The 22,680-nt window shown below is 53.0% G+C and carries 17 protein-coding genes; 5 read left to right on the top strand and 12 right to left on the bottom strand.

Annotated features, from left to right (window positions below):
* Positions 1–142: 142 nt before the first annotated feature.
* The 9 genes from P1X16_RS27325 to P1X16_RS27285 all read right to left on the bottom strand — a co-directional run bounded on the left by P1X16_RS27325 (position 143) and on the right by P1X16_RS27285 (position 10,442).
* Positions 143–1,150: an SDR family oxidoreductase gene (locus P1X16_RS27325; RefSeq protein ID WP_277235720.1), complete on the bottom strand. Its 1,008-nt coding sequence runs from the start codon at positions 1,148–1,150 to the stop codon at positions 143–145.
* A 400-nt stretch (positions 1,151–1,550) separates the two neighbouring features.
* Entirely contained in the window at positions 1,551–1,985 is a 435-nt protein-coding gene (locus tag P1X16_RS27320; protein WP_277235718.1) for a tautomerase family protein, read from the bottom strand.
* A 124-nt stretch (positions 1,986–2,109) separates the two neighbouring features.
* Positions 2,110–2,979: an SDR family NAD(P)-dependent oxidoreductase gene (locus tag P1X16_RS27315; protein ID WP_277235716.1), complete on the bottom strand. Its 870-nt coding sequence runs from the start codon at positions 2,977–2,979 to the stop codon at positions 2,110–2,112.
* A gap of 121 nt (positions 2,980–3,100) precedes the next feature.
* Positions 3,101–4,003, bottom strand: a complete 903-nt coding sequence (locus P1X16_RS27310; RefSeq protein ID WP_277235714.1) for a helix-turn-helix domain-containing protein — start codon at positions 4,001–4,003, stop codon at positions 3,101–3,103.
* A gap of 739 nt (positions 4,004–4,742) precedes the next feature.
* Complete coding sequence (locus tag P1X16_RS27305) at positions 4,743–6,263, bottom strand: serine protease (RefSeq protein WP_277235712.1); 1,521 nt, start codon at positions 6,261–6,263, stop codon at positions 4,743–4,745.
* Positions 6,256–6,864: a hypothetical protein gene (locus P1X16_RS27300; RefSeq protein WP_277235711.1), complete on the bottom strand. Its 609-nt coding sequence runs from the start codon at positions 6,862–6,864 to the stop codon at positions 6,256–6,258. The genes P1X16_RS27305 and P1X16_RS27300 overlap by 8 nt, the downstream gene beginning before the upstream one ends.
* Positions 6,865–7,143: 279 nt before the next feature.
* Positions 7,144–8,403, bottom strand: a complete 1,260-nt coding sequence (locus tag P1X16_RS27295) for a hypothetical protein (RefSeq protein WP_277235710.1) — start codon at positions 8,401–8,403, stop codon at positions 7,144–7,146.
* A 281-nt stretch (positions 8,404–8,684) separates the two neighbouring features.
* The gene (locus P1X16_RS27290; RefSeq protein ID WP_277235709.1) at positions 8,685–9,341 is read right to left on the bottom strand and encodes a hypothetical protein; all 657 of its coding nucleotides are present in this window, start codon (positions 9,339–9,341) and stop codon (positions 8,685–8,687) included.
* A gap of 480 nt (positions 9,342–9,821) precedes the next feature.
* Positions 9,822–10,442 carry a recombinase family protein gene (locus tag P1X16_RS27285; RefSeq protein ID WP_346771271.1) on the bottom strand — a complete coding sequence of 207 codons (621 nt, stop codon included), beginning with the start codon at positions 10,440–10,442 and terminating at the stop codon, positions 9,822–9,824.
* 2,037 nt (positions 10,443–12,479) lie between these two features.
* Here P1X16_RS27285 and P1X16_RS27280 point away from each other — a divergent pair.
* Positions 12,480–13,451 carry a tyrosine-type recombinase/integrase gene (locus tag P1X16_RS27280; RefSeq protein WP_277235708.1) on the top strand — a complete coding sequence of 324 codons (972 nt, stop codon included), beginning with the start codon at positions 12,480–12,482 and terminating at the stop codon, positions 13,449–13,451.
* Between the two features lie 408 nt (positions 13,452–13,859).
* On the opposite strand, the gene P1X16_RS27275 is transcribed toward P1X16_RS27280, so the two are convergent.
* The gene (locus P1X16_RS27275; RefSeq protein WP_277235707.1) at positions 13,860–14,591 is read right to left on the bottom strand and encodes an SDR family oxidoreductase; all 732 of its coding nucleotides are present in this window, start codon (positions 14,589–14,591) and stop codon (positions 13,860–13,862) included.
* A 192-nt stretch (positions 14,592–14,783) separates the two neighbouring features.
* On the opposite strand from P1X16_RS27275, the gene P1X16_RS27270 reads away from it, so the two are divergent.
* The gene (locus P1X16_RS27270; RefSeq protein WP_277235706.1) at positions 14,784–15,152 is read left to right on the top strand and encodes a helix-turn-helix domain-containing protein; all 369 of its coding nucleotides are present in this window, start codon (positions 14,784–14,786) and stop codon (positions 15,150–15,152) included.
* A 342-nt stretch (positions 15,153–15,494) separates the two neighbouring features.
* Here P1X16_RS27270 and P1X16_RS27265 read toward each other — a convergent pair whose 3' ends face one another.
* Positions 15,495–16,271, bottom strand: a complete 777-nt coding sequence (locus P1X16_RS27265; protein WP_277235705.1) for a hypothetical protein — start codon at positions 16,269–16,271, stop codon at positions 15,495–15,497.
* 401 nt (positions 16,272–16,672) lie between these two features.
* Here P1X16_RS27265 and P1X16_RS27260 point away from each other — a divergent pair, with 401 nt between their 5' ends.
* The 3 genes from P1X16_RS27260 (at position 16,673) to P1X16_RS27250 (ending at position 21,406) form a co-directional block, all read left to right on the top strand.
* Positions 16,673–17,713: an RtcB family protein gene (locus tag P1X16_RS27260; RefSeq protein ID WP_277235704.1), complete on the top strand. Its 1,041-nt coding sequence runs from the start codon at positions 16,673–16,675 to the stop codon at positions 17,711–17,713.
* Positions 17,714–18,613: 900 nt separating this feature from the next.
* Positions 18,614–19,360 (top strand): DUF3575 domain-containing protein, encoded by a 747-nt coding sequence (locus tag P1X16_RS27255; protein WP_277235703.1) that lies wholly within the window; start codon positions 18,614–18,616, stop codon positions 19,358–19,360.
* A 150-nt stretch (positions 19,361–19,510) separates the two neighbouring features.
* Positions 19,511–21,406, top strand: coding sequence for a hypothetical protein (locus P1X16_RS27250; protein ID WP_277235701.1), 1,896 nt, complete (start codon positions 19,511–19,513; stop codon positions 21,404–21,406).
* A gap of 493 nt (positions 21,407–21,899) precedes the next feature.
* Here P1X16_RS27250 and P1X16_RS27245 read toward each other — a convergent pair whose 3' ends face one another.
* A complete protein-coding gene (locus tag P1X16_RS27245; RefSeq protein ID WP_277235700.1) occupies positions 21,900–22,664 on the bottom strand; it encodes a hypothetical protein in 765 nt (254 codons plus the stop codon).
* Positions 22,665–22,680: the final 16 nt, after the last annotated feature.

Below are 22,680 nucleotides of genomic sequence, written 5' to 3'. Positions count from 1 at the left end.
GGACGGCCGCCCCGTTGGCAGAAGAACCCCTGTAGCAATACAAGAAAGGCCCCGACAACTGTCGGGGCCTTTGGTACACTCGCTTTCTGAACCGGTCTTACGCTATTGGTAGCCAACTAGCAGCGGGTTGCTGCCGCCGGGACTACGGCTGGCCGCCGCCGCCGGCCGAACCGTAAATCTGGCCGTTGGCGTAGCTGGCCAGCGGGTCGGCCAGCAGCACGTAAATGCCCGCCAGCTCGGCCGGTTGACCGGCGCGGCCCAGCGGCGTATCGCCGCCAAAGGTGACGAGCTTTTCCTGGGTGGCTCCGCCGCTCACTTGCAGCGGCGTCCAGATAGGGCCGGGGGCCACGCCGTTCACGCGAATGCCCTTCGGCCCGAGCTGCTTGGCCAGCGAGCGAACGAAGCTGGTAGTGGCGGCCTTGGTCTGGGCGTAATCGTAGAGGTTAGCCGAGGGGTCGGTGGCCTGCACGGAAGTCGTACCGATGATGGAGGAACCGGGCTTGAGGTGGGGCAGCGCGGCCTTAATCAGCCAGAACGGCGCGTAGATGTTGGTCTTCATTGTCCAGTCAAACTGCTCCGTCGTCAGGTCCAGGATGGACTCGTGGGTCTGCTGGCGGGCTGCATTGCTGACCAGAATGTCGAGGCCGCCGAGCTGGCGCACAGCATCAGCGACCAGCTTCTTACAAAAGGCTTCGTCGCGCAGGTCACCGGGAAGCGCGACGGCTTTCTGGCCAGCGGCTTTAATAAGCGCAATGACTTCCTTGGCGTCGGCTTCCTCGGCCGGCAGGTAGTTGATAGCCACATCAGCGCCTTCGCGGGCGTAGGCAATGGCGGCGGCCCGGCCCATGCCCGAGTCGCCGCCCGTGATGAGGGCTTTGCGGCCTTTCAGGCGGCCCGAGCCCTTGTAACTCTTCTCGCCGTGGTCGGGCACGGGCACCATCTTAGAGGCCAGACCGGGCCAGGACTGCTGTTGACTTTTGTAGGGCGGCTTTGGGTAGGCGCTGGTGGGGTCTTCCAAAGGGGGCGCCCCGGCGGCCGCGGGGCGGGTAGCGGCTTCGGCACCGAGCACGGGGCCGACCGCCGCGACGGCGAGGCTGGCACTCAGGCCCGTAAGCACTTGCCGGCGGCTAAGTGGAGTTTCTTCTTTCATAGCACTAGTATTGGGGTTGGATCCCTTGCTTACACGCAGAACCAACCTTTCCGTTGTTAACGCGCAGCTTACTACTCGCAAGGGATAGGACCCACGCATATGGGAAAACCCATCCCCGGCGGGTGGTACGCCCTTTATGAAGCTCTCCCTATTTCTTTTCAGCTGCCTCACCAATAGCCAGGTCATTGAACCCAACGGGATCAAGTCCCAAAATACGGTCGTGGCTGTTGCAGAAGTCTGGGTGTCGTGTCTCGAATGCGTTGAGCGGTAGCTTTTGCCAAGCGAAACGCTGTTTCAAGCGCTTTTTAGGGTGGCTTCCCCCAATAAACGCCCGACTCAAGCTAATCATCGAGGAGTCTGCAACTGCCGCGGTCGTTTTCGTAGACGGACGCGAGACCCGTTAAATGACGGCTGCCCCGGCTGGTGGATGATGCAGGTCGTGTAGCGTTATCGTCGTGCCAAAGACGCCCCAGTTGGATTCGGGCACATCCCGGAAAAGGATGTACACGGGCACGCGGTCTGCGTCAGTAAGACCGGCGTGGTGCCGAAAGGCTTCCGTAAACTGCTGGATAAGCGCCTGTTTGGAGGCGTTGTCATGGCCGCCCGCGAACGCATTCACTTCCAGGCTAATCACCCGGGTACCGGCCGATTTGCCGCCGTGGTACACGGTGGCGGCCGGGTATTCGTGGATGTAAAGCCAAACGGTGCTGCGCACAAAAGGCGTATCAGGCAGCTGCTCGGTGGCCAGGGCGATGGTCGTCAACTCGTCGGCCAACGCCTCTTTCGCCGCCGCAGAAAACGTGTTTTCGGGGCAATGGAGATAAAGTAACGGCATGGTGAAGCAAGGAAAGGCCGCGCAGCGGAGGCCCTTGGCGGCGGCGCAGGGCTAGATTGGGGAGGAATGAAGCGGCCCGCCTAGCCCCAGGAATTGGGTCCAGGCGGGCCACCATTCGAAAAAACTACGCGTGGGCCGGCTCGGCGGCGGTGGCGTGCGAGAGGGCTTGCCAAGTCGCCATGTCCGTTTGTAAGCTCTTGATTTTCGCCTCGGCCAAGCCGTAGGCGTCCGCGCCCAGCAGCAGGTGCACGGGCGGATGGGGTGCGGCGGCAATCTGAATCAAGGCCGCGGCGCCTTTCGCTGGGTCACCCAGCTGGGAGTTGGTTTCCCGCACCTGGTCGTGGTACGCCTCGTTATCGCGCACGACTTGGTAAGCTGGTAGTTGGTCGGCGGCCAGCTTCAGTGAGCCGGACTGTAGGAAGTTGGTGCGGAAATAGCCGGGCGCCACGACTGTTACCTTCACCCCGAACGCGGCCACCTCGGCGGCCAGGGCTTCGGAGAGGCCTTCGACCGCAAACTTGGTGGCACAATACACGCCCCAGCCGGGGAAACCGCCCTGAATGCCGGCAATGGAGGAGAAGTTGAAGATATGCCCGCGCTGCTGCTCTCGCAGCTGCGGCATGGCCTGGCGAATGACGTTGAGCGTGCCAAACACGTTGACGTCGAAGTTTTCGCGCGCCTCGGCGTCGGTTACTTCTTCCAGGCTGCCTAGCTGGCCATAGCCGGCGTTGTTGACGACCACATCCAGGCGGCCGAACTGCCGCACGGTGGCCGCAATGGCTTCGCCCACGCGGGCCTCGACGGTCAGCTCCACGGCCAGCGGCAGAAAGTTGGGGGAGTCGGAGTTGACGGCGGCGCGCAGCTCATCGGCGTTGCGGGAAGTGGCCGCTACCTGGTGGCCTTGCGCCAGCAGTTGTTTCACCAGTTCGAGCCCGAAGCCTTTCGAGGCCCCAGTGATAAACCAGGCTTGCGGAGTGTGTACTTGGATGTCCATGCGGGGGTGTTGGTTAAAATGAGGGTTTGCGCGTTGATTCGAGGGACTCGATTAACGACAGCAAAGGTCCTCCCCTCCCGGCACCAGGCGCTTATGAGATTCAAGCCGATGCTTATGAAATTCAAACCCGCCGAAAAGCGGACGGCGCCAGCCCGGTTTGCTTCTTGAAGAAGTAGTTGAAGTTGGCGGGCTCATCGAAGCCCAGGCTGTAGCCGACTTCGGCAATGTTCCAGTCGGTGTGCCGCAGCAGGGCCCGGGCTTCGCCGGCCAGGCGCTCAGCGATGTGGTCGGTGGTGGTTTTGCCGGTTGTGTCGCGCACGCAGCGGTTAAGGTGGTTGACATGTACGGCCAGTTGCTGGGCAAAGTCACTGGCTGAGCGCAAAGCAAACCGGCGGGTAGGTGACTCGATGGGAAACTGGCGCTCGAGCAGCTCGAGGAACACGGCGGCCAGCCGCGACTTGGCGTCGGGGTGCTGGTAGCGGGCCGCGGTGGGCCGCAGCTTGAGGGCAGTATGAATCAACTCCGACGTGTAGTTACGCAGCAGCTCATACTTGAGGGGATAATCGGAGTCCAGTTCGGCCAGCATCTTCCCATACAGCGCACTTACCGCTTCGTCCTGCGCGGCCGTGAGGGGATAGGCGGGGGCGCTACCGGGCTGAAACAGCGGCAATTCGATGAGCGTCGGGTTGCCCCAGCCGTGAAAGAATGCTTCGCGGAAAATGCAGAAAAACCCGGTGGTATCGTCCGAAAGAGGCTGCCAGGTGTAAGGCACCTGGGGATTGAAAAACAACAGCGTCGGCCCGGCTATTTCCAGGCTTTTATCGGCGTAGTGGTAAGCGTTGCGGCCCCGGATGAGTGTGATTTTATAGAAATCCCGGCGGCTGTACTGCACCGGCTCGGCGCTGGGGGCCAGCACGTCCTCCAGCCGAAACACGTTGATTTGTCCCAACTGCGGGGGCTGGGGGGCGGGTAGTTCCTTGAAATGGTGCTGGTAAAATTCAGGGAGGCTCTCGGGCTTTGACATCACGTAAAGTTACCAGATTCAAGCTAGCCAGTCAGTGTTAGCCGGCAGCCGGGCAGCGTCGTACGACGCAAGTAGCTCTCCCTGCCGTTGCTTTCCCTTGCTACGCTAATTCGATTAGGCAACCCATAATAGCCACGTACTATTTCCTACCGAAAAGTGGGCATTGGCAAGTCCACCATTTAATCCTTGGACTAAACTTTTAGCCAAAGCCACACCTCAAGGACGTTCCTCCTTAGCATGTAACTTTTGGCAGAGGGAAGCTAACCCCTGGTTGTGACATTCTTAAAACAGGTGTTCCTCGTATGTCACAAACAGTGCAGTGCTGTCATTAGTGGTCATTTGGCGTAATACGAGGCCTTGCCTACCACTTCGTGTTGTAAGAAGTCAGGGTTACCTTAAGATGGGAGCCGGTTACCTCTGAGATAGGAGCTGGGCACAACTCGTAAGTGCTTCTTACTACCAACTCTAGCTAAATCATGAGGCCAGCAAGTATGCTTATACACCAACGGGACCTGTCACAAGAGGAGACTAAGTATCGCCTTACTAGCTCTGGTATGAACTCCTCACCGTGCGAGCACATAAATCATGAACCGAAAAAAAGAAATTCAGATACGATGAGTCTCCCTTGTCCTAACTAAGTCAGCAATCAAAGCCAAAGAAATTATAAGTTATGATAACCCTTCCTTATCGTACTTAGGTCAGATGCTAAAGCAAAAGAGATTATAAGTTATGATAAGACTTAATTACTAGCGGAGGCTTGGCTATTCGAAAACCCGACCATATGTACTCCTAATACCAACTGGGCATACAATTCCACCCTTTTACAGGTTGACACACAGCTCGGGTCGGGGGTGGCGGCCCGACATTGTCCACTCAGTACGCACCTATTGGTTAAGCTGATATTCTCATCCGTGTACGCGTCGTTGAGTGCGGCCGCCCCAAGAAAGTACGCCCCTCTGCCAACAAGCGTTTGAAAAGAGAAGGTCTGACGGGCAAAGCTCGCTTGTCCGGAACCAGTTGGGGTTTGCTTAATGCCAGCGTAGCTGATGCGGTTGGCAATCACGCCATCCGCACGAATCAAGGGCGACTGATAACTGGAACTGGGATCAAACTGGTAAAACAGACTACCCCCATCCCGGGCAATGATTTTTTGTTGGAAGGCGGTGGCACTCGGATTGTAGCGAAGTAAAGGATTATTATCGGGAGACGGAATACTGGTTAACCAGGCCACAAAGGCCATTTGTTGCCTGGCAAAGGAAACCTCGAGCATGTCATTCTGTAAGACGGGAATGCTTCCTTCCGGCACACAAATAGCGGCTCCGCTTCGCAAATCCTCATAGACATCGTAGCTGAAAGTGCGATAATCAAAACTGTTATTCAGCGCATACACGTTTAAGAGTTGTTGGAGTCCTGCCGGATCATCAATAGTATGCTGCATTTGGGCAATTGTCCGCGTCTTCGTTTTAACGAAAGTAGACCTACCTGCTTGTATCACTTGCAAGTTGCGCTCATCCAACGGACGGTCGGCCGCAAAGCGGACCTGTCCACCGCCCGCACAATTGAGAGAGGTTGCAAGTGCCTCTGTAGAGGCTTCCAAGTTCGGCAGCTGCGCTGCTCGTACTCCCCAGCTAATAGAACTCGCTCCTTTGTCTAATCCGCCATCGGCAATGCCTACCAGGTTACCGGCCGTGTCAACGATCGGTGCCCCGGAGAAGCCGGGTAGCAACGTGCCCTCCAAGTATAAGATTTGAATGGTTGGATTCGGCATGCGGCAGGTTTGTAGTTCCTGCTGCAGCTCCGGGGATAACAAGCCCGCTAAACGGCCATTACTGGAAAAGCCCAACCGCAACGAGCGATCAATCAACGTGTTTAGGTTCCCGTTGCCATTGTAGCCGACCGTGTAAAGACTCGAATGGAGGATGGGAGTGGTATTGGTAGTTGTTAAAGTGGTATTGGCGACCGAAGCACTGTTGTCCAATTCAAGGAGGACGAGATCGTGATCACGCAGGGCTTTGACCACGCGCGCCCGGCGGATGCCGTCATGTAAGGTGACTTCTATCTGGCTCCGGTTGGCAATGAGGTGCATAGTCGTTACCACCGAATTGCGGTTGCGCCACAGAAAGCCGGTGCCTACTTTCCCGCCGCTCTCGATGCGCACAATGGCGCGTTGCAGGTTGGCTACAACGGCGGCGGAGGGCTGGGCTTGCCCTCGGACGGCCAGTAGGAGGACCGAGAGCCATAAGAGCATCGCTTTAGTCATTGCAGAGGCATTTGCGGGTGAGATGCAGGGTATTTTGCTGTTCGGATGCAGGTACATGTTTGACCACACCCTCCGCAAGGGATTTCCAGAGGGCCCCGGTACGACGATAGGCTTCTACTTCCTCTTGTAGCGAGAAATTTTCATACCCTTTCAACTTGGTGCAGTCACTGAGGGTGATGGTGGCAGCAAAGAGCACCGTGCGCCGGGAGCGGTGCGGGGACTGGCGGGTGGTATCGAGGGTTGCTTCGGGCGGGATGATGCCCAGTCGTTCATAGGCTACGTAGCGCTTGGCCTCTTCCAGGCTGAATTCCCCATGTGCAGTCCATCGTAATACCTCATTATGGATATTTGGCGCCAGCGCGTTGTGGGCCCGCAGGTAAATCCCGGTCAGTAACGCGCCCGTGCAGGCAAAGCCGAAAGCCCCGGTACGGAGCGCATGATAGTGGGCATCGGCTGTTTCCTTTAACCCGAGTAGCACAATGAGCACGGATGTCAACGACCCAATCACCACCGCCACGGTACTGGAGATAGAAAGGCCAGTTAAAACTCCGATTAGCGCTCCCACACCAGCTCCCCCAAACAGTGCTAACACTCCTTTCATAGTCGTCCCCTCTTGGTGCTGGTGGTGGTCTGCGTGCCTTCTATGGAATATATAAAATTATCGATGTGTATTTCAAATGGTAGTAATAGTCCTTCATATCTCAACCCCTAATTGTGTGAGAAGAGGCCTGTTTTCCTCCAATTCTTGAGTATCCGTCTTAACAGTAAGGACGCAACGTGTCGGAAGCCGAGTAAGACTAATTGCGCAGGCTCACGGCTTTATGCGCGTGGGGCCGCACTTGAATCAAGCCAACTTGGTTGTTTTGGTGGTAACGTCACTCTAGGCAACTACTTCAAACCCCAATGCCTGCCAGTTTCCTTCTATTCCGCGAATGACACGCGCCCATGGAGTTCCTCCACGTGGGGTGACAGAAATGCTTACATCACTGAGTGCTAAAATCGAAGCTTGCGAGCCGAGCCCAGTTAAGCCAGCAGCAATAATTACTCTTTTCTTGGTGTTCCAAGGATTAGGTAATAATAATAACACCGCGCCAAATTGGCTGTCATTGGCAGGGACCTGTTCCATAAGCTCAGAGTATTCCGCTAACTCGATGCGCCCAGAATAATCTTCCTTGCCATTGACAGCATGTGCTGAATCTCGGTAAAAAATTACTCGCGAGTCACCCGGCGAATCGAAAACCACAGGCAAGAGTGTCCCATAGTAAGCTAACACAGCACGCGATATCCAGTTGGTATCGCCTGCGCCGAAGCAAATGAGATTGTATTGCCCTAACAATTCTGAACGATGCTTAATTAGGTGCCAATCAATATCAGCTGGAATATGAGGCACCTTCCTGCTTGCCGGCACCAGCCTAAGGTATTCGTTTGAGATAAATTGAAACAGATAAGGCAAGTACTCTGCGATTCTCATAGACTGCGTAGGCATTTTAGGAACCACACTATCCGGCTTGTTTTTATAACGTTCAATAAGATCTTCTTCTATCAAGCAATTCTTTAAGTTCAGAATATCCGTCACTTTAGGTGGATCCTCCTTACCTGAATGGCCTAAGACAAGCAGAATATCAGGCTCCCCATCAAGGTTAAAAAATTTCCGGGGCCAATCTTCAAAACTAAATTTTTCAGAGTCCTGATTGAGTAAAATAAAAGGGGAATTTTTAATCATTGCATTCGCTAAGTCTGCCACACTTGCTGTAACAATAAGCTCAGCAAGCTCGGATATTTTTTTTATCAGAGACCAGCCATTATGAGGTGCATAAGGAAAAATGAACCTGAATTTTTGGCCACTAGCCACATATATATCTTCATCTTTTTTAAGCGCTTTTGCTAATTCCTTTTTTACATGATAGCGCTCTGGTTCGCAGTATTCTGGCGTTATTATTGGGACAAAGAAGTTACATTTATCAAGCTGAGTTAGATAATTCTCTATGAGAGGCTTGCCTACAGAAACTTCTTGTGAATACAGAAAACATTTAAAATGCAAGCCATTTGGAGCCTCTACAGCTTCAAGCTCAGCCTTTAAACGTTCAGCTTCTGTCTTGCCTTTTTCTCCTGCTAACGATAGAAATACATTAATTTTCATTGCATTTTTAATTTAAAAGTTTTTGATTCAATAATCATGTATGCAAGTGTTGCAGCAATTATATTATTCGACTAATTCAGGATTTTTGTAATCAATTAGGTAGCTCCTCATTCTAAATGCTTGATCCTTTGTAAAAAAATATCTGCAGCTACTATAATCCATATAGTTCATAAACATATTAGACTGATTGCATTCAGTAGTAGGATACTTTGCGCAGTAATGCGGATGCTTTTTCGATTGAGCTGGAGTGTCGGCTACCCCATCTCGATTGTCACAACCACCTAAAAAATATGCCGAAGATCAAGCCAGTGGCCTACCTCATGAGTTAGAGTTCTACTGCCACCAAATACTCTCTTATAATCAATCACTATACCGTCATGAGCTAAATTGCTTTCAGTTGGTGTATACGCATTAGAATTTTTGATATCACATATATACACATTAAGATAAGATTTAGGGCTTATTATCTTGCTTTGAAAAAATGCTTTTCTTTCCCTTACCTTGAAACTTTTATTAGTGGTTTTCTTCCTAATGATGCCATCAGTGTCTTCTCCATTGGGCAGTTTATTAGCTAAGTAGAATGTGATGTCAGGATTGCCAACAAACGCTTTGAATTCCGTTGGCACTTCAGCTAAATCGATATTTTTAGCGGTAAAATCATGGCTAAGCGTAGCCAACATATTCTCTATCTCTTGTTTGGATATATTTTCAGCTTCTGTATTATAAAGTACATGAAACACAACAGGCATCCTGTATTTGGTGGAGTTATCTTTTAACTGTAATTCTTTATTCTTCATTGTATATTCTCTACTGTCTTCCGTTCCACATTCCGTGTTAGTACTAAGTACAGCACAACCCATCAGCTGGCTAGCTGTCAGCAGAATCAAAAATGCGTGTCGAAACAGAATGGTCTTATCCTTTTCTAATACGCCAATCATGAAAAGCAAAAGTTTGAATTATGAGCAAGCTGACTCTGCGCAAGTATATCTTTTAAAGTATAAGCTATATCAGTGCTAGCACTGATACAGTCTTGGTGTTATAGGCGAGCTGTCAAATAATCTTGGTGTAGCTGGGCTAGAGTCGTCTTGTTTTGGTAGTAAAAACGAATTCCCATCTTACGCGAAGCAGAATCGGATTTGTCGTTTTACCTATCTAACCTGCTCTTTTAAGACTTTTAATAGTTGCATGCTGAACTTCGAACAGACTGGTAGTTCATTTAAGATGACATCGCTAACTATTGTGATTCGTTAATTAAATAATTACAGTAAGTCGGAAATGATGAAATACCAGCTAGGGCATATCACAGTGTAAGCAGGTATGTGCTCAAGAAATACAAAAATACCTGCCTACTTTACCAAGTAAGCGGTAGGAGTACCGGGTAATCTGCTGGCGGCACCAGTCGTAGAAACAGTCGCTCTTCAGGCCGGGCGGGACGCTGCCCCAGTCGCGACCCCAAGCAGGTCCAAATAGCGATAAACGGTGGAGCGACCAATGCCGAGCAATTGGGCAATGTCGGCCGTCGTTTTGTCGTTCTGCAAATACAAGGTTTTGACGGCTTCGGCTTTGCGTTGGGCCACTTTGCTCAGGCCCGGTGGTCGCCCGCCCTGGCGGCCCCGGGCGCGGGCTGCCGTCAAGCCGGCCAGGGTACGCTCACGGATCAGGTCGCGCTCGAACTCGGCCAGGGAGGCAAACAGATTGAACATAAGCCGCCCCTGAGCGGTGGTCGTATCGAGGTGATCCTGCAAGCTCACCAACTGGACTTGTTGCTGCTGAAAGCCGAGCACGAGTTCGACCAAGTGCTTGAGCGAGCGGCCGAGCCGGTCGAGCTTCCACACCACGAACGTGTCGCCGGGCTGGAGCTGATCAAGCAACTCGCGCAAGGCAGGACGCTCCTTAACGGCCGAGGCTTTTTCTTTCACTATTTCCTGGCAGCCATAGGCGCGCAGCGCATCCAACTGCAGATGCAGCTGTTGGTCCGGCGTCGATACCCGTGCGTAGCCCCAAATCATACTCCCGTCTGACAAGGTGAAAGATCCCATAAGATAGCGAGAAAGCGGAGCATTCTGTCGGTCTAGTTCTTGCCCTAAAGAAGGCTATTGCTGTACTCGCTCAGGAAAACAAAGGAGCCCTCTTGAACCACTAGTTGGAAAAGGCAGCAGAGACGCGTAAGCTAGCCTAATTAGATACTTGGATTCCGACTTGATCTATTTAGGCCTCTTAAGAAAATAGAAATCGATCGTTACTTACCCTCCTTGTAGTTTACATCCTTATGCCTGTATTATCCGTCTGTTTGTTTGTAGTTAATTTATTAAATAATTATCCCTACAAGAACACATTCTGCGCTTCCATTCCAATTAGAATAATAAATACTTTAAAGGGAAAGGAATGATTTCTACGGTAAAACCTCCTACTTAGTCCGTTGCAAAAAACCGGCTAGTATGTACGAGCTTACGCGACGAGAAGTAAATTCATGCGATTCGCTTATTGCCACCCGCTATATAAATAAAAGACAACATCGGCAGGATGTTGGCTTTCGAGATGAAGGCAGATAAAATACGCGATTGTTCATGTGGTTGAAAACTCCTTCAATCCGTTTAAGAAGAAATATAGAAGAGAATTCCATTGTCAACTCATCATGGTTTTCTCAGCAAACATTTGCTTACTTCTATTTCTTACCTAGTGGATATCAAAAAAACAATAGTTGATTAAATAAAAAGTAGTGAATGCAGTGATATTCTCTATAGAAAATTAATTAAGCTGACTTGCTAGAATCAACAAGTGGAATACAAGTGTATTAAAACCAGTAGCTTTAGGAGCACTAAAATTATTTCCTCTCAATGGACAGTTATTCGCCTCTTTTCCAAAAGAGTTTTCAGGTCAACATTAGTTTTGGCACGAAGCCCGATATTGAGGGTATTGTATTAAAGGTTAATAATTATGCCTCTTATATTATTCCCTACCATCTCGTCGAAATACTAGAAGTCCATCCTCACTATCAAGCATATGATGAGGATGAAAAGCAGCGCTTCCTACTCGATCTGATTCTAAGGCACATCGAAAACTTTACTGTTAGATAGCCAGCAGCTAGTGTATAGGTATTAAATCACAAAAATGACAGAATTGATCATATTCTTGGTTTCGTTTGGATCAACTTTCTTTTTTATGTGTAGAATGATGCTGCTCAAATCCATCTTCTTACGTAAGCTTATCATAATCAATGACCGTTTTTCTAACAACCTCCCCTTTCATGATCCAGCAATAGGTGACATTGATCTAGACAGCGTTTTTGAGAATTCCGCTAGCAGTGAAAAGAAACATATAGTAAACAGGTATAGAATAAATTCAGATTATAATTCATTCGTTACTGCCTATTATAAAGTTACCAGTCGAAGTGCAGTATACATCCTTATCAGTATGGTCTTCGCATGCCTATTGATGGTATCACTTTCTATTTTAAGTGAGAACTTCTAAAGCAGATTACCTGATGATTAGAAGGTTGCTGTACCCTATTGTCCGCCATAGTTCGAGTTTATGCACTGAGCTACGTCTGGCCAACGTAGCCGCGTCAAACGCGACTCTAGAAAGTAGAAGCTTCATCAAGCGGGTGGTAGGATTAGTGCCGAGTAAGGCGAAGACTATCTCTGGCGGTACTGAGCGAAACATCACGATCTACTCCTTTATATATAGGGTACAGAAAACAGTAGCCCTAGTGATTGGTTGCTGCCTATTAACTGAAGGCTTGAGTGCTCTACCAGCGGTACTCATATACGATCCGTTCACTCTGTCGTTGACCATAGTAAATCCCGAAATAATCAGGAATAGACAAAATATAATTTTTCCAAATAATATTATTGCTTTTCTCATATAATTGTACTATTTAGATTTTTGTTTTGTTTTTCTAGGAAAGACTCCGACAATCATTGGTTAGCGGAGCTAGATTTTACAACTTGGTTATGATAATAGTTAATTATCATAACCAAGACCACTATCTTTGAAAACCGCTCTTTTTTCGTCTTTTCCTCGGGCGCAGTACTCCTTATAATAAGGAGTGCTACGACCGACTAGCTTTGCCTGCTATGAGTGAGTTGATTCCCGTTTCCACCACGTTGTTGCCCGCGGGTTTGTCGTCGGTTTCCGACGCGGTCGCCCGCTACGTCGAGGTCGGCTTAGCCGGGGCGGCCAACACGCGCCGGGCCTACGCGGCCGACCTGCGCACCTTCGAGCAGTACTGCCGCGACCATGACCTCGAGCACCTGCCCGCCGCCGTACCCACCGTGGCTCAGTACGTGACGCACCTGGCCGACCAACCCCGCAAGCTGGCTACCATCCGCCGTCATCTCTCGGCCATCGCCAAAGCGCACGAGCTGGCCGGCTACCAGACGCCCACCGACTCCAAGCAGCTGGCCGTCGTGCTCGAGGGCATCACCCGCGTGCTGGGCAAGCGCCAGAAGCAAGCGCCCGCCTTCAGCGTCGACGAGCTTAAGCGAGCGATTAATGGACTCGACCTGACCACGCCGGCCGGGCTGCGGGACCGGGCCCTGCTGCTGCTCGGCTTTGCCGGTGCCTTCCGCCGCTCCGAGCTCGTGGCCCTCAACGTCGAGCACCTCGAGCTTACCCCCCAAGCGTTGATGATCCACCTCGACAAGAGCAAAACCAACCAGTTCGGGGAGGTCGAGGATAAAGCCGTTTTCTACGCCCCCGATGATCGTTACTGTCCCGTACGCTCGGTGCAGGCCTGGCTGGAAGTGCTGGGGCGGCCGACAGGCCCGCTGTTCGTCTCGCTTAAGCGCGTGCCCAAGCAGGTGGCGCAGCCCTCCCCGTTTCGCCTCTCCGACATCAGTGCCAACAAGCTCGTGCAGCAGCACCTAGGCGCGCAGTACTCGGCTCACTCGCTGCGCGCTTCCTTTGTCACCATTGCTGTCGAGGCCGGCCAGTCCAACAAGGCCATTAAGAACCAGACCAAGCAGAAGACCGACGCCATGATCGAGCGCTATGCCCGCCTCGACGACGTCAAGCGCTTCAACGCCGCCAAGTTCCTCGGCTTGTAGAATCCGCCGGTAAGTAAGAGCTATCAGACCTTAAGAGAAAGAGGCAATCCCGGTTTCCATGATAATATCCCTGGCTTCTGCGCAATAGGTAACGAGGCGAGTCTATTCTCGATTTTGCGTATGCTACTTACGTCCAGTGGTTCTTCCAGAAGCACACGTAGGCCGTTAGCGTTTCGCCACAGCGCGTAAGGAAGTAAATAATGGGGGGAAGCAGGATAGCGAGTCTAGGCCCTTGCCTTTTCTCCCTGTTGTTTACCCCCCCGGCTCTTGCCACGAGCCTATGGGAAGGTAGGGTGGTCCTGCGCGGAGAATTGCGCCGGCATCCACTATCCACTAGCACCGAAGCAGGAGGTGTTTTAGGGCGACCGAGCAACTATCTGCACCCGCAAGGGGCTAGTAGTTGCTCAACTAAATCTGCCCCATACCGCCATCGACGAAGAGTTCGATGCCGTTCACAAAGCTGGCCTCTGCCGAAGCCAGGAACAGGACAGCGGCGGCTACCTCTTCCGGGCGCCCCATTTCCCCGCGCGGAATCAAAGGGGCGATTTGAGCTTTAAACTCCGCACCGGATGCGGCCATCATGGGCGTATCGATAGCGCCTGGGCTCAGCAGGTTGACCCGAATGTGGCGGTCCTGCAAGTCGACCAGCCACCCCCGTACAAAGGCCCGGAGCGTGGCTTTGCTGGCGCTGTACACGCTGTTGGCCGCATACCCCTTAATGGAGGCCATCGACCCATTGAGCACAATAGCGCCGCCCTCCGTTAGCAAGGGCAAGGCTTTCTGCACGGTGAAGAGCGTGCCGCGGACGTTCAGGTTGAAGATGGAATCGAAGAACGCTTCCGTGATCTCGCCCAGTTTGCCGAAGCCGGCCGCCCCCGCGCTAGCGAACAGGACGTCTATTCTCCCTTTTTCCTGCTGCACCGTCTCGTAGAGGCGGTCGAGGTCGGCTAGGTTGGCCGCGTCGCCCAACACACCCGTCACGTTGCGGCCGATGGTGCGCACCGCCTCGTCGAGTTTCTGCTGGTTGCGGCCCGTAATGAAGACGTAGGCGCCTTCCGCCACAAATAAGTGGGCGGTGGCCAGGGCCAGGCCCGAGGTAGCGCCGGTAATAACGGCTACTTTTCCGGTGAGTTTTCCCATGATTTCCAGTTGATGGTTTGCGTTGCGTGACGCTACTTGCACCCTACAGGCGCTGTTCACAAGGCAAACTTCCGACGCGTGGGCAGGGCGGGCAAGTACGGAGAACTTATTCGGCACCTGATACTTTTAACTCCTAGGGCGAATTTAATCCCCGTTCTCCTCCGCCATCTCTTTCCTCAACTTGCTTTCCTGATGTACCAAAAGAAAATTGCTAACACGTTGAATTGCGGCTCTGTGCTCACCAAGGAAGTGCTGCACGGCAAATGGAAGTCTACCCTGCTGGCGGGTATTGCCCAGGGCATTCAGCGGCCCAGCGCCATGCAACGCATGCTCCCGAGCGCTACGCGGCGCGTGCTCAACGTGCAACTGGCCGAGCTGGAGCACCATGGCTTGGTGAGCAAAACTATCTTTCCTGAGTTGCCTCCCAGAGTGGAGTATCAGCTCACGGAGTTGGGGCGGTCGCTGCTGCCAGTGATTGAGGTGATGGAGCAGTGGGGCAATGCCCACCGCACAGAACTGGAACAAGTGCTGGCCAGGAATTTGGCCGAGCTACCAGACTAATCAAGGGCAGGAAACAGCCTAACGCATAGAGACGAGCGTAATAGGACGGCTGGTTCATTCGTGCGCCGGGATCGCTGTTTGTTCTACTCCTTCCATAAGATCTGATAAAATAACGGGGTATCGGACTTCAGTAGAGGATAGCGAAATCGGAGCTTTAAGGACAATCCGGCTTTTAGGTGTGCTAGGTAACGAGGCCCTTCACTTATCGCTACCTATGTGTGCCGAGCGAAATCAGCTCGTTCGTTGCTAGTTCGGATACGATTCGTAACAGTTATGATACCTAAAGTAATTGAATGGACGCTGTCCGTTAGGTGCCGTGCCATGAAATAAATCAGGTCACTGTTATTGGGTAAGCGTTACATAATAGAAGCTGTGGTCATAGGGCCGGTCCACTTGGTAAAGCCACTGCTTGGCGAGTAAAGCGTCAACTCCCTGTTCAATGCGCTGAGCAGAGAAGCCTAATTGCGGGTAATTCCAGTCGATGAACGACTGCAGGCGCCAGAGGTCAAACCCTCGCCAGTCGCCTTGCGAGTCAAAATCGACATCCAGTCGGAGGTTGTTGGTTTCAAAGTAACAGCCAATTCCATGGAAGGCATAGGCAATACCGTTGCGCTGACCTTGCCGGCCCATACACATATTCCGCTCCAAGCGGCCGATGCGGGTAAAATCCAGGCGGAAGGCTTCGCGTAAGGCACTACACAGCTGGTCTGCCAGCCTTACCCATTCCTCAATACGCTGGAAAAGCTTTTGCTCGGTTGGGGTGAGCGAACCGCGTTTCACACGAGAGAGTGGCAATACTCGCTGCGGGACAGCCTTACCTGCTTGCCTCGCCAAGACCCTCAGCACCAAGTGCCCGCTCGGCTCCTGCCTGGCGCTGCCAACCGAAAGAGGCTCGCCTACCCGTAGCTGCGTCCCGGCTTCCGCTGTAACGCAGAGTACGGCCCGCTTCGTCTCGCCCACCCGCAAGGGGCCGTCGGGAAGGGTTAGTACTTGGGCCCCGAACGTGTAGGGCAGCGAGGCGGACCAGAAGCACAGGTAATCGTTTTGCTCTACTTGGCGTTGCTCTACCCACTTGGCAGGAGGAGTGGTTAGCGAGAAAGGGCCGTGCAGGAGCATCATGTAGAAAAACACATACGGTCACAACGTACGATTTCTTACCCGTTATTCGACTGATTCCTGCCTGTAAGCGACTGGAATGGACCCCTAAAGGGCGGGGCTATCCCAGATTGCCTAGCGGCTCCACGCAGTGCAACACGCCAGTCACTGCCCTCGGCCCAGCGTCCACGGTTCGCAGCAGTCGTCGGTCGGGTGACCAATTGCATACAAGGGCGTTGCACGGCGAGTAAACGGTGGAGCTAAAAGATGGCACTTTACAATGGTAGTAGTACGGCAGATTGGTATTGAAATACGTAATTTGTTGTATGTTTGTGCGAGCCTATGCTGAGGCTCCTCTAACGCGCGCATTTTTTGCGGCTGCTTCCCGGCGCGCGTCCTTTTCCTTATCTCGTAAAGAAGACCCCGTGCAAACCGTCTATTTTACGGATCGTAGCGGCGTGGAGCAGAACGCGCTACAATCCCTCCTCTATTATGAGGAACAAGAACCCATCGGGCAGATTGCCGTCTTTCCCGATATCCACTATTGCGCCGAGCGCTCCATCCCCGTGGGGGTGGCCTTTCACACCACCGACATTTTCTATCCCCTGGTAACGGGCAAGGACCTAGGGTGCGGGGTCGCCTATCTGCGTATTCCCCGGCAGGACGTGCTCCGCCCCTTCGACAAAGCCCGGCACTATCGCGCCTTGGAGCGGGAGGTGCACGGTATGACCGACGAAGGGCTGGGCGGGGGCAACCACTTCCTCTCGCTCGAAACGTCGGACGAGTACCTCTACATCATCGTGCACACGGGTAGCCGCAACCTGGGCATCTACCTCTACCAGGAGAACTGCCGGCTGTTGCAGCACCATAACCCGGGCAATGAGTGGCTGCCACTTGAGTTGGCGACGCCCGACTACCTGAAGGAATATGGACGGGTGCTCGCCTATGCGGCGAGCCGTCGGCAGGAATTTGTGTATAAGACTTATAATTTCTTACGGCGCAATGGCTACGTCCAGGCCGGGACGCCCGTTTTGGCGGATAGCTGCCACAACCTGCTCGAGTTCAAAGAAGAGGGGGTGATCCACCGCAAGGGCAGCACGCAACTGGTCGGGGACGGCGAGGTGGTCATCCCGCTCTCGATGAGTCGCGGCTCGCTGATCGTCAAGCCTAACCGCTGGCATCCGTCCCTGGCGCCAGCGCTCTGGAGCTGCGCCCACGGGGCGGGCCGTCGCTACAGCCGTACCGATACGCTCAAATACTGGCATTCGCTCAAGAAGGCAGAGAAGGAGGCGTATCGTCAACGCTTTTCGGAATTGCTCAACCGGCAGGGCGACTTTGAGAGTAGCATCCTGCAGGAGTTCGACTTTGCCTATAAAGACACTGCTGCCTTGCTCGATACCCAACCCTATCTGATTCGGTGCGACGAAACCCGGCCGTTGGTGACGGTGAAGTTTACCGGGGTGTAAGAACTGCCTACTCGAACCTGATCTGGAAACAGGCCAGGTTCGAGTAAGGCTGCATTAGAAAAAATATGCCTTGCGTTGTGATAGGTAAATCTTATCGAGTCCAATAATCGATTAAGCCAATAAATGGCGGAATAGTATAAATATACTTGCTATATCATATAGTATTGCAAAAAAGTGCAAAAACGTTACAGACTGGAAGTCGCTGTCAACATAGTACCTTTCTTATCCCGCTCCCTGTGCGCTTCTTTCGTTGCCATTTCCGTCGAGGCTAGTCCGTGTTACACGGCATTACATATCAAACCCAATAGAAGGACGAAATCAGCAACAAGCGTTATGCCCGTCTCAACGACGCTAAGCGCTTTAACGCTGCCAAAATATTAGCCCTGCCGGCATGGCGGTTCCCTTGTGCACGTGTCTCACAACCCGAACAGCAGGACTAGTGCGTAGCTCTCTGCCCGCGAAAGAGCCCGTAGCGATTTGGGTAGACCTGCTCGATGCCTAGGGCCTGCCACCCGGGTTGCAAGGGCGCGGGCAGCGTGACCTCCAGCTTGCCTTAGCTAAAGGGCGACATCTTAGGACAAGGACAAGAAAAGAGAGCGGTTGTACACCTAAAGCGCGAATACGCCACCCTGGATAGCAGCGCCATAAGGCTGGGATAAGGAATCGAGATAAAGCCGGCGGGGACGTTATTCGACCACTGTAGTAGTCAAATATACCTAGAAGTAGGTATTGTGTGCAGGAACTGTACAGTCTAGGTTTACATGTTTTATTGAATTAATTCACTTCTGCATGAGAATACCTTTTACTCTCCTCTTCCTACTTTCTGTCGTCTCCTCCTTTGCGCAAACGGATCCCACAACTGCTCAGGTAAACTCGGATACGCTAGGAGTGCCATCGGGAATGACTACCGCTCCGGTTTCCGTTGTCCATGAGCCTACCAAACAGGAGGGTTTTCGAAAGAATATCGTTAAGCTCAATCTTTCGTCCTTGGCCCTCTACAACAACAGCCTCAGCTATGAGCGCACGCTGACCAAGAAAATGACGATCGTTGTCGGGTATCGATACATGCCGAGAACGACGGCCACTTCCGCTTTTTTGGTGCAGAAATATAGCGCCCAGTTAGACAAAGAAGATGCTGATCTGAAAGAGGATTTGAATGCCACGCTGGTAGGCAATAACACCGTGACCGGCGAGATACGCTTCTATAGCGGCAAAAAGCCCGGAGCGCGTGGGTTTTATCTTTCCCTGTACGGGCGCTACCTGAATGTGGACGCCTTGCTGCCGCATGAGTACGAGACCGACACGCGGATCTATTCCATCCCCCTAGCAGGAAAAATTAGCGGGTTCGGCGCCGGGGTAATGATGGGTTCACAATGGCTCATTGCCAAGCGCGTCGCCTTCGACTGGTACATCTTAGGTGGGCACTACGGCAAACTTCAGATCGACCTGCATTCGGAGTCGGATCTGAGATCCCTGTCCGCCGCGGAAAGACAGGGGTTGGAGAGCGACCTCGAGTCGTTAAGCGATGATCTCCCGATCAAGCCGAAAACGAAGGCCACCGTAACGGCGCAAGGCGCCAAGTTGACCGGGACCATGCCTTTTATTGGCATCCGCAGTTTAGGCTTCAACCTAGGCATTGCTTTCTAGAAACTGCTTCGAATTCTTGCCACGGGTGCTCTGGACGTAACTGCGGCTCCTGATTGCCGGCACTGCGCGGCTCCCCTCCTCCGATTTATTTCATCACTTACTGTTCTTCGTATGCGCAATTGCTACGCCCTTTTTCTTCTCTTTTTCACATTGACACTTACTTCTTGCTTAGAGAAGCAGGAGCCCGATGCGGTACCCGCTTATGGGGCCAAGCCCATCCTCAAGAATGCCCGCAAGATTAGCTTTATCATCGACGGCGCGTATGACTTGAGTCAAACCGAAGTGCACAGCACCCTCGACTCCACGGCAATGGATGGAGAAGACAAGGGGCTCCTTGTGCCTGCGGCCTACCCCTCCGCCGTCTTCTTCCTAGACAACACTTCCGGCCAAATTCTGGCCGTGGTGCAAACGGACACCGTGCGTGACCAAGTGCCAGTAAACGCCACGTCCGTGGCGCAAGCCCTGCTCCCGTTGGTGCCGGCCTATCATTCCCTGACGCCCGTGCAACAGATCACCTTCGAAAGGAATGCGCCCTCGCTCAAACCCTTTCAGGACTTTGTGGTACAGGTCGATGCCCTGCTCAAAAGTAAACGGCCGATTTACTCTACGGAGCCGGCCTATGTGAATAAGCTCGTGGAGCTGAATAGCTATATCTTGAAAAACCTGCTCGGAACGCCGGACCTGACGGCGGGTCGGACTGCGAGAGTAGTAAATCAATTCAAGGATTGGGTTGCCGTGGAAGGAGGCGGCACCCTCATCAATCAGGTGCATAGCTACGTGTACGCCGAATTCATTCCCAGCAACGGGGGCAATACGGTAAAGACACTGCTTGATCCTCAACCCGTCCCCGCTGGTCGGTGGTCCAAGAAACCACTAGCCGAGCTAGGGTTGAAGGATGACTATTATACAGTTCATCTAAACCAAACCCACGAGTCAGTGGTGGCAAAAAACTATTATGAGCTGTCAAGCCGAATGGCCAAAATGTTTCTGAATGTTTTTCTTGGCCGGCTAGGTGAAGAGAGCCGGAGTGACTGCATTGCCGCTATCGCCGGAGCGATACAAGTGGATATCACAGCAACGATGTTAGAATTAGGGGGCGGCGCTAGTATACCGGCCCAAGAGGTGCTGCTCAAGATTTCACAAGTTGCGGGCAATACGCTGCAGACGGCCTTCACCAATAGTGCCTGCCAAAAAACATTGTTAAATAAATCGGTGATTGCGAAGGCCCTGGCCGCTCAAACCAACGTCTTTATGAAAACCATTCAAGCCGTCAGCATGGTGTACGAATTAGCTGAGTTTTTTCCGTTTGTATTTGCGCAGGCTAATCCCGTGATAATGTCCGACAAGATGCAGGTCTACAAAGGCAAACTCGTTCCCGGTTGGGTAAGCTTCCAAGAAATAAAGGGCAGCGTAACGAGTGGGTACGCCCCGAGTGTGACCGTGCGGCCGGCAGTGGAAGCCAAGATCCTATCCTTCTACGACAAAATAGATTTAGGGCAATTCGAGGCGGCTTGGACGGTAGAGAGCGGCCACGGACAGGTTACGCCCAAAACCCCCTTTAACGCCGACGGCAAAACGGTCACCTCATGGCGGCTGCCGACGCCGGAGGGCACGTATGCGCTCAAGGCGGAAGTACTGGACCGCGAGAAGGAACACCTGATGGGGAGCCCGGTGAAGTTTGAAGTCAAGGTAAAAGATTCGATTGCCATCTATAAAGCAGCGGCGGTGGGGTCATGGACCGTAACGGGGTATGACCCGAACAACCCGCCTAGCACGTACCGCTTTAGATTATTTGCCGATGGCACGGGGGTGTACCCAATGGATGGTACGGGCTTCACTAGGGACGTTCCCATTCGTTGGTCCATTGAGAGCACCCCCGAGGGCTACATCTTGAAAGAGCAGGGGTGGTGGCATCCCGCTTACACGGACGATAGAATTACGAAGCATGCCCGGCTCAAGTACCCTTTAACTGGCTACAAGGTCTATAGCTCGCCGCAAGGGTACCCCAATTTCACGTTTCTGAGTCAGGTATACACCAAGAACTAAGGCGGCTCCCGTCTGGTATCCTCTCTTTTTCCTCGTAGACGACCCGCCCGCTACCGGCGTAAAGCAACTACTTCCATACCGACAAGGCGTCCTGACCGAGTCTAGTTAGAGTTGAAATACTTGCGATGGCTTTTCGCTAAACAGTTCCTCGTAGGTACTGGACGGGACGCGTTGTCCCATCCATAGTGGCCGCGTAACGCGAGCACACCCATTTCTCAATGCGTCTCCAGCTCGGGACTGGAGACGCTTTTGTTTGCTCTTCAGTCCCCTTTGGTTGATGTCGAAGGTGGCCAGAGTCTCCCTCTTACAAAGACCAGGATGACAGGGGCTCCTCATCCGTCCTTTTAGGTAACGAGATAGGTTTACTTATCGCCACCTATGTGAATGATGGAAACGAATGATCAGGTTAGTACGTCGAAACTCGTTGCTTAAGGGTTACGAAGGAGCGTGCGCATTCGTAGATAGCTTTTTCGTTCCTAGAGGATAGTACCACTTATTTCGGGACGTGCGTGGCTGAGGGTCGCCGTTGCGATGGCCGCGTCAGCGCCTGCCGGACCGCCGCAGCACTGGACAAGTTATCTAATTCGGGATGAGGCGTCGGGTCCGGCTGATACTGGGGCCGGCCAGCCGAATTCATGCCAACATACTGGAAGACCAAGGTCTGGTACTGCGTTACCCGGCCGTAGTGCTGGCGGCCTTGCTTGTCACGAAAGGCCGGCTCGCGCAAGCTGCACGAGAGCAGCGCTAAGAGCTCCTTTTGCCCGTTCTGCTCGACATTGGCAAAGAGCAGCGCTGCCAGCTCCGTCGCATCCCCGAGCGATTCCAGCGTCAGCGAGTACAGGGCATACGTGTTGGGTTGGAATGGATCTAGGATGATCAACTCGCGACCGTACGCGTTGTCGCCAGTGCCCGGCACGGAGAAGAAGAGTTGTTTGCCAAACGCACTCGGCCGCCACGCGTAGGCCACTAGATCGGTGGAAGCCGGAAACGATACTGGGAGTACGCGCCGCAGAAAGGTGGTATCTGCTTCTCCGGGTCGGCGCGTGGCCACGCCCTGCTGCCTGGTTCGGGTTTCCGGATCCTGCGTTTGACTTACCAGGTGATCACGAACTGGTAAGCCGAACACCGCCGTCGGGGTAGGGCCAGCTGACGCTTGGCAGAGCGATGCGCGATGCGGCCACCCGTGGGCTCCCCAAGCGGGGTGACTTGAAAAAGCGTCGCTCACCAGCACTACCCACACGAGGAGAAGAGTACGCATAGAAGGGAGAATGAAT

It is taken from the genome of Hymenobacter sp. YC55 (assembly GCF_029433095.1).
GTDB lineage: Bacteria > Bacteroidota > Bacteroidia > Cytophagales > Hymenobacteraceae > Hymenobacter.
Note: the sequence above shows the minus strand (reverse complement) of the source record. Positions and strands in the feature narration are given on the sequence as shown.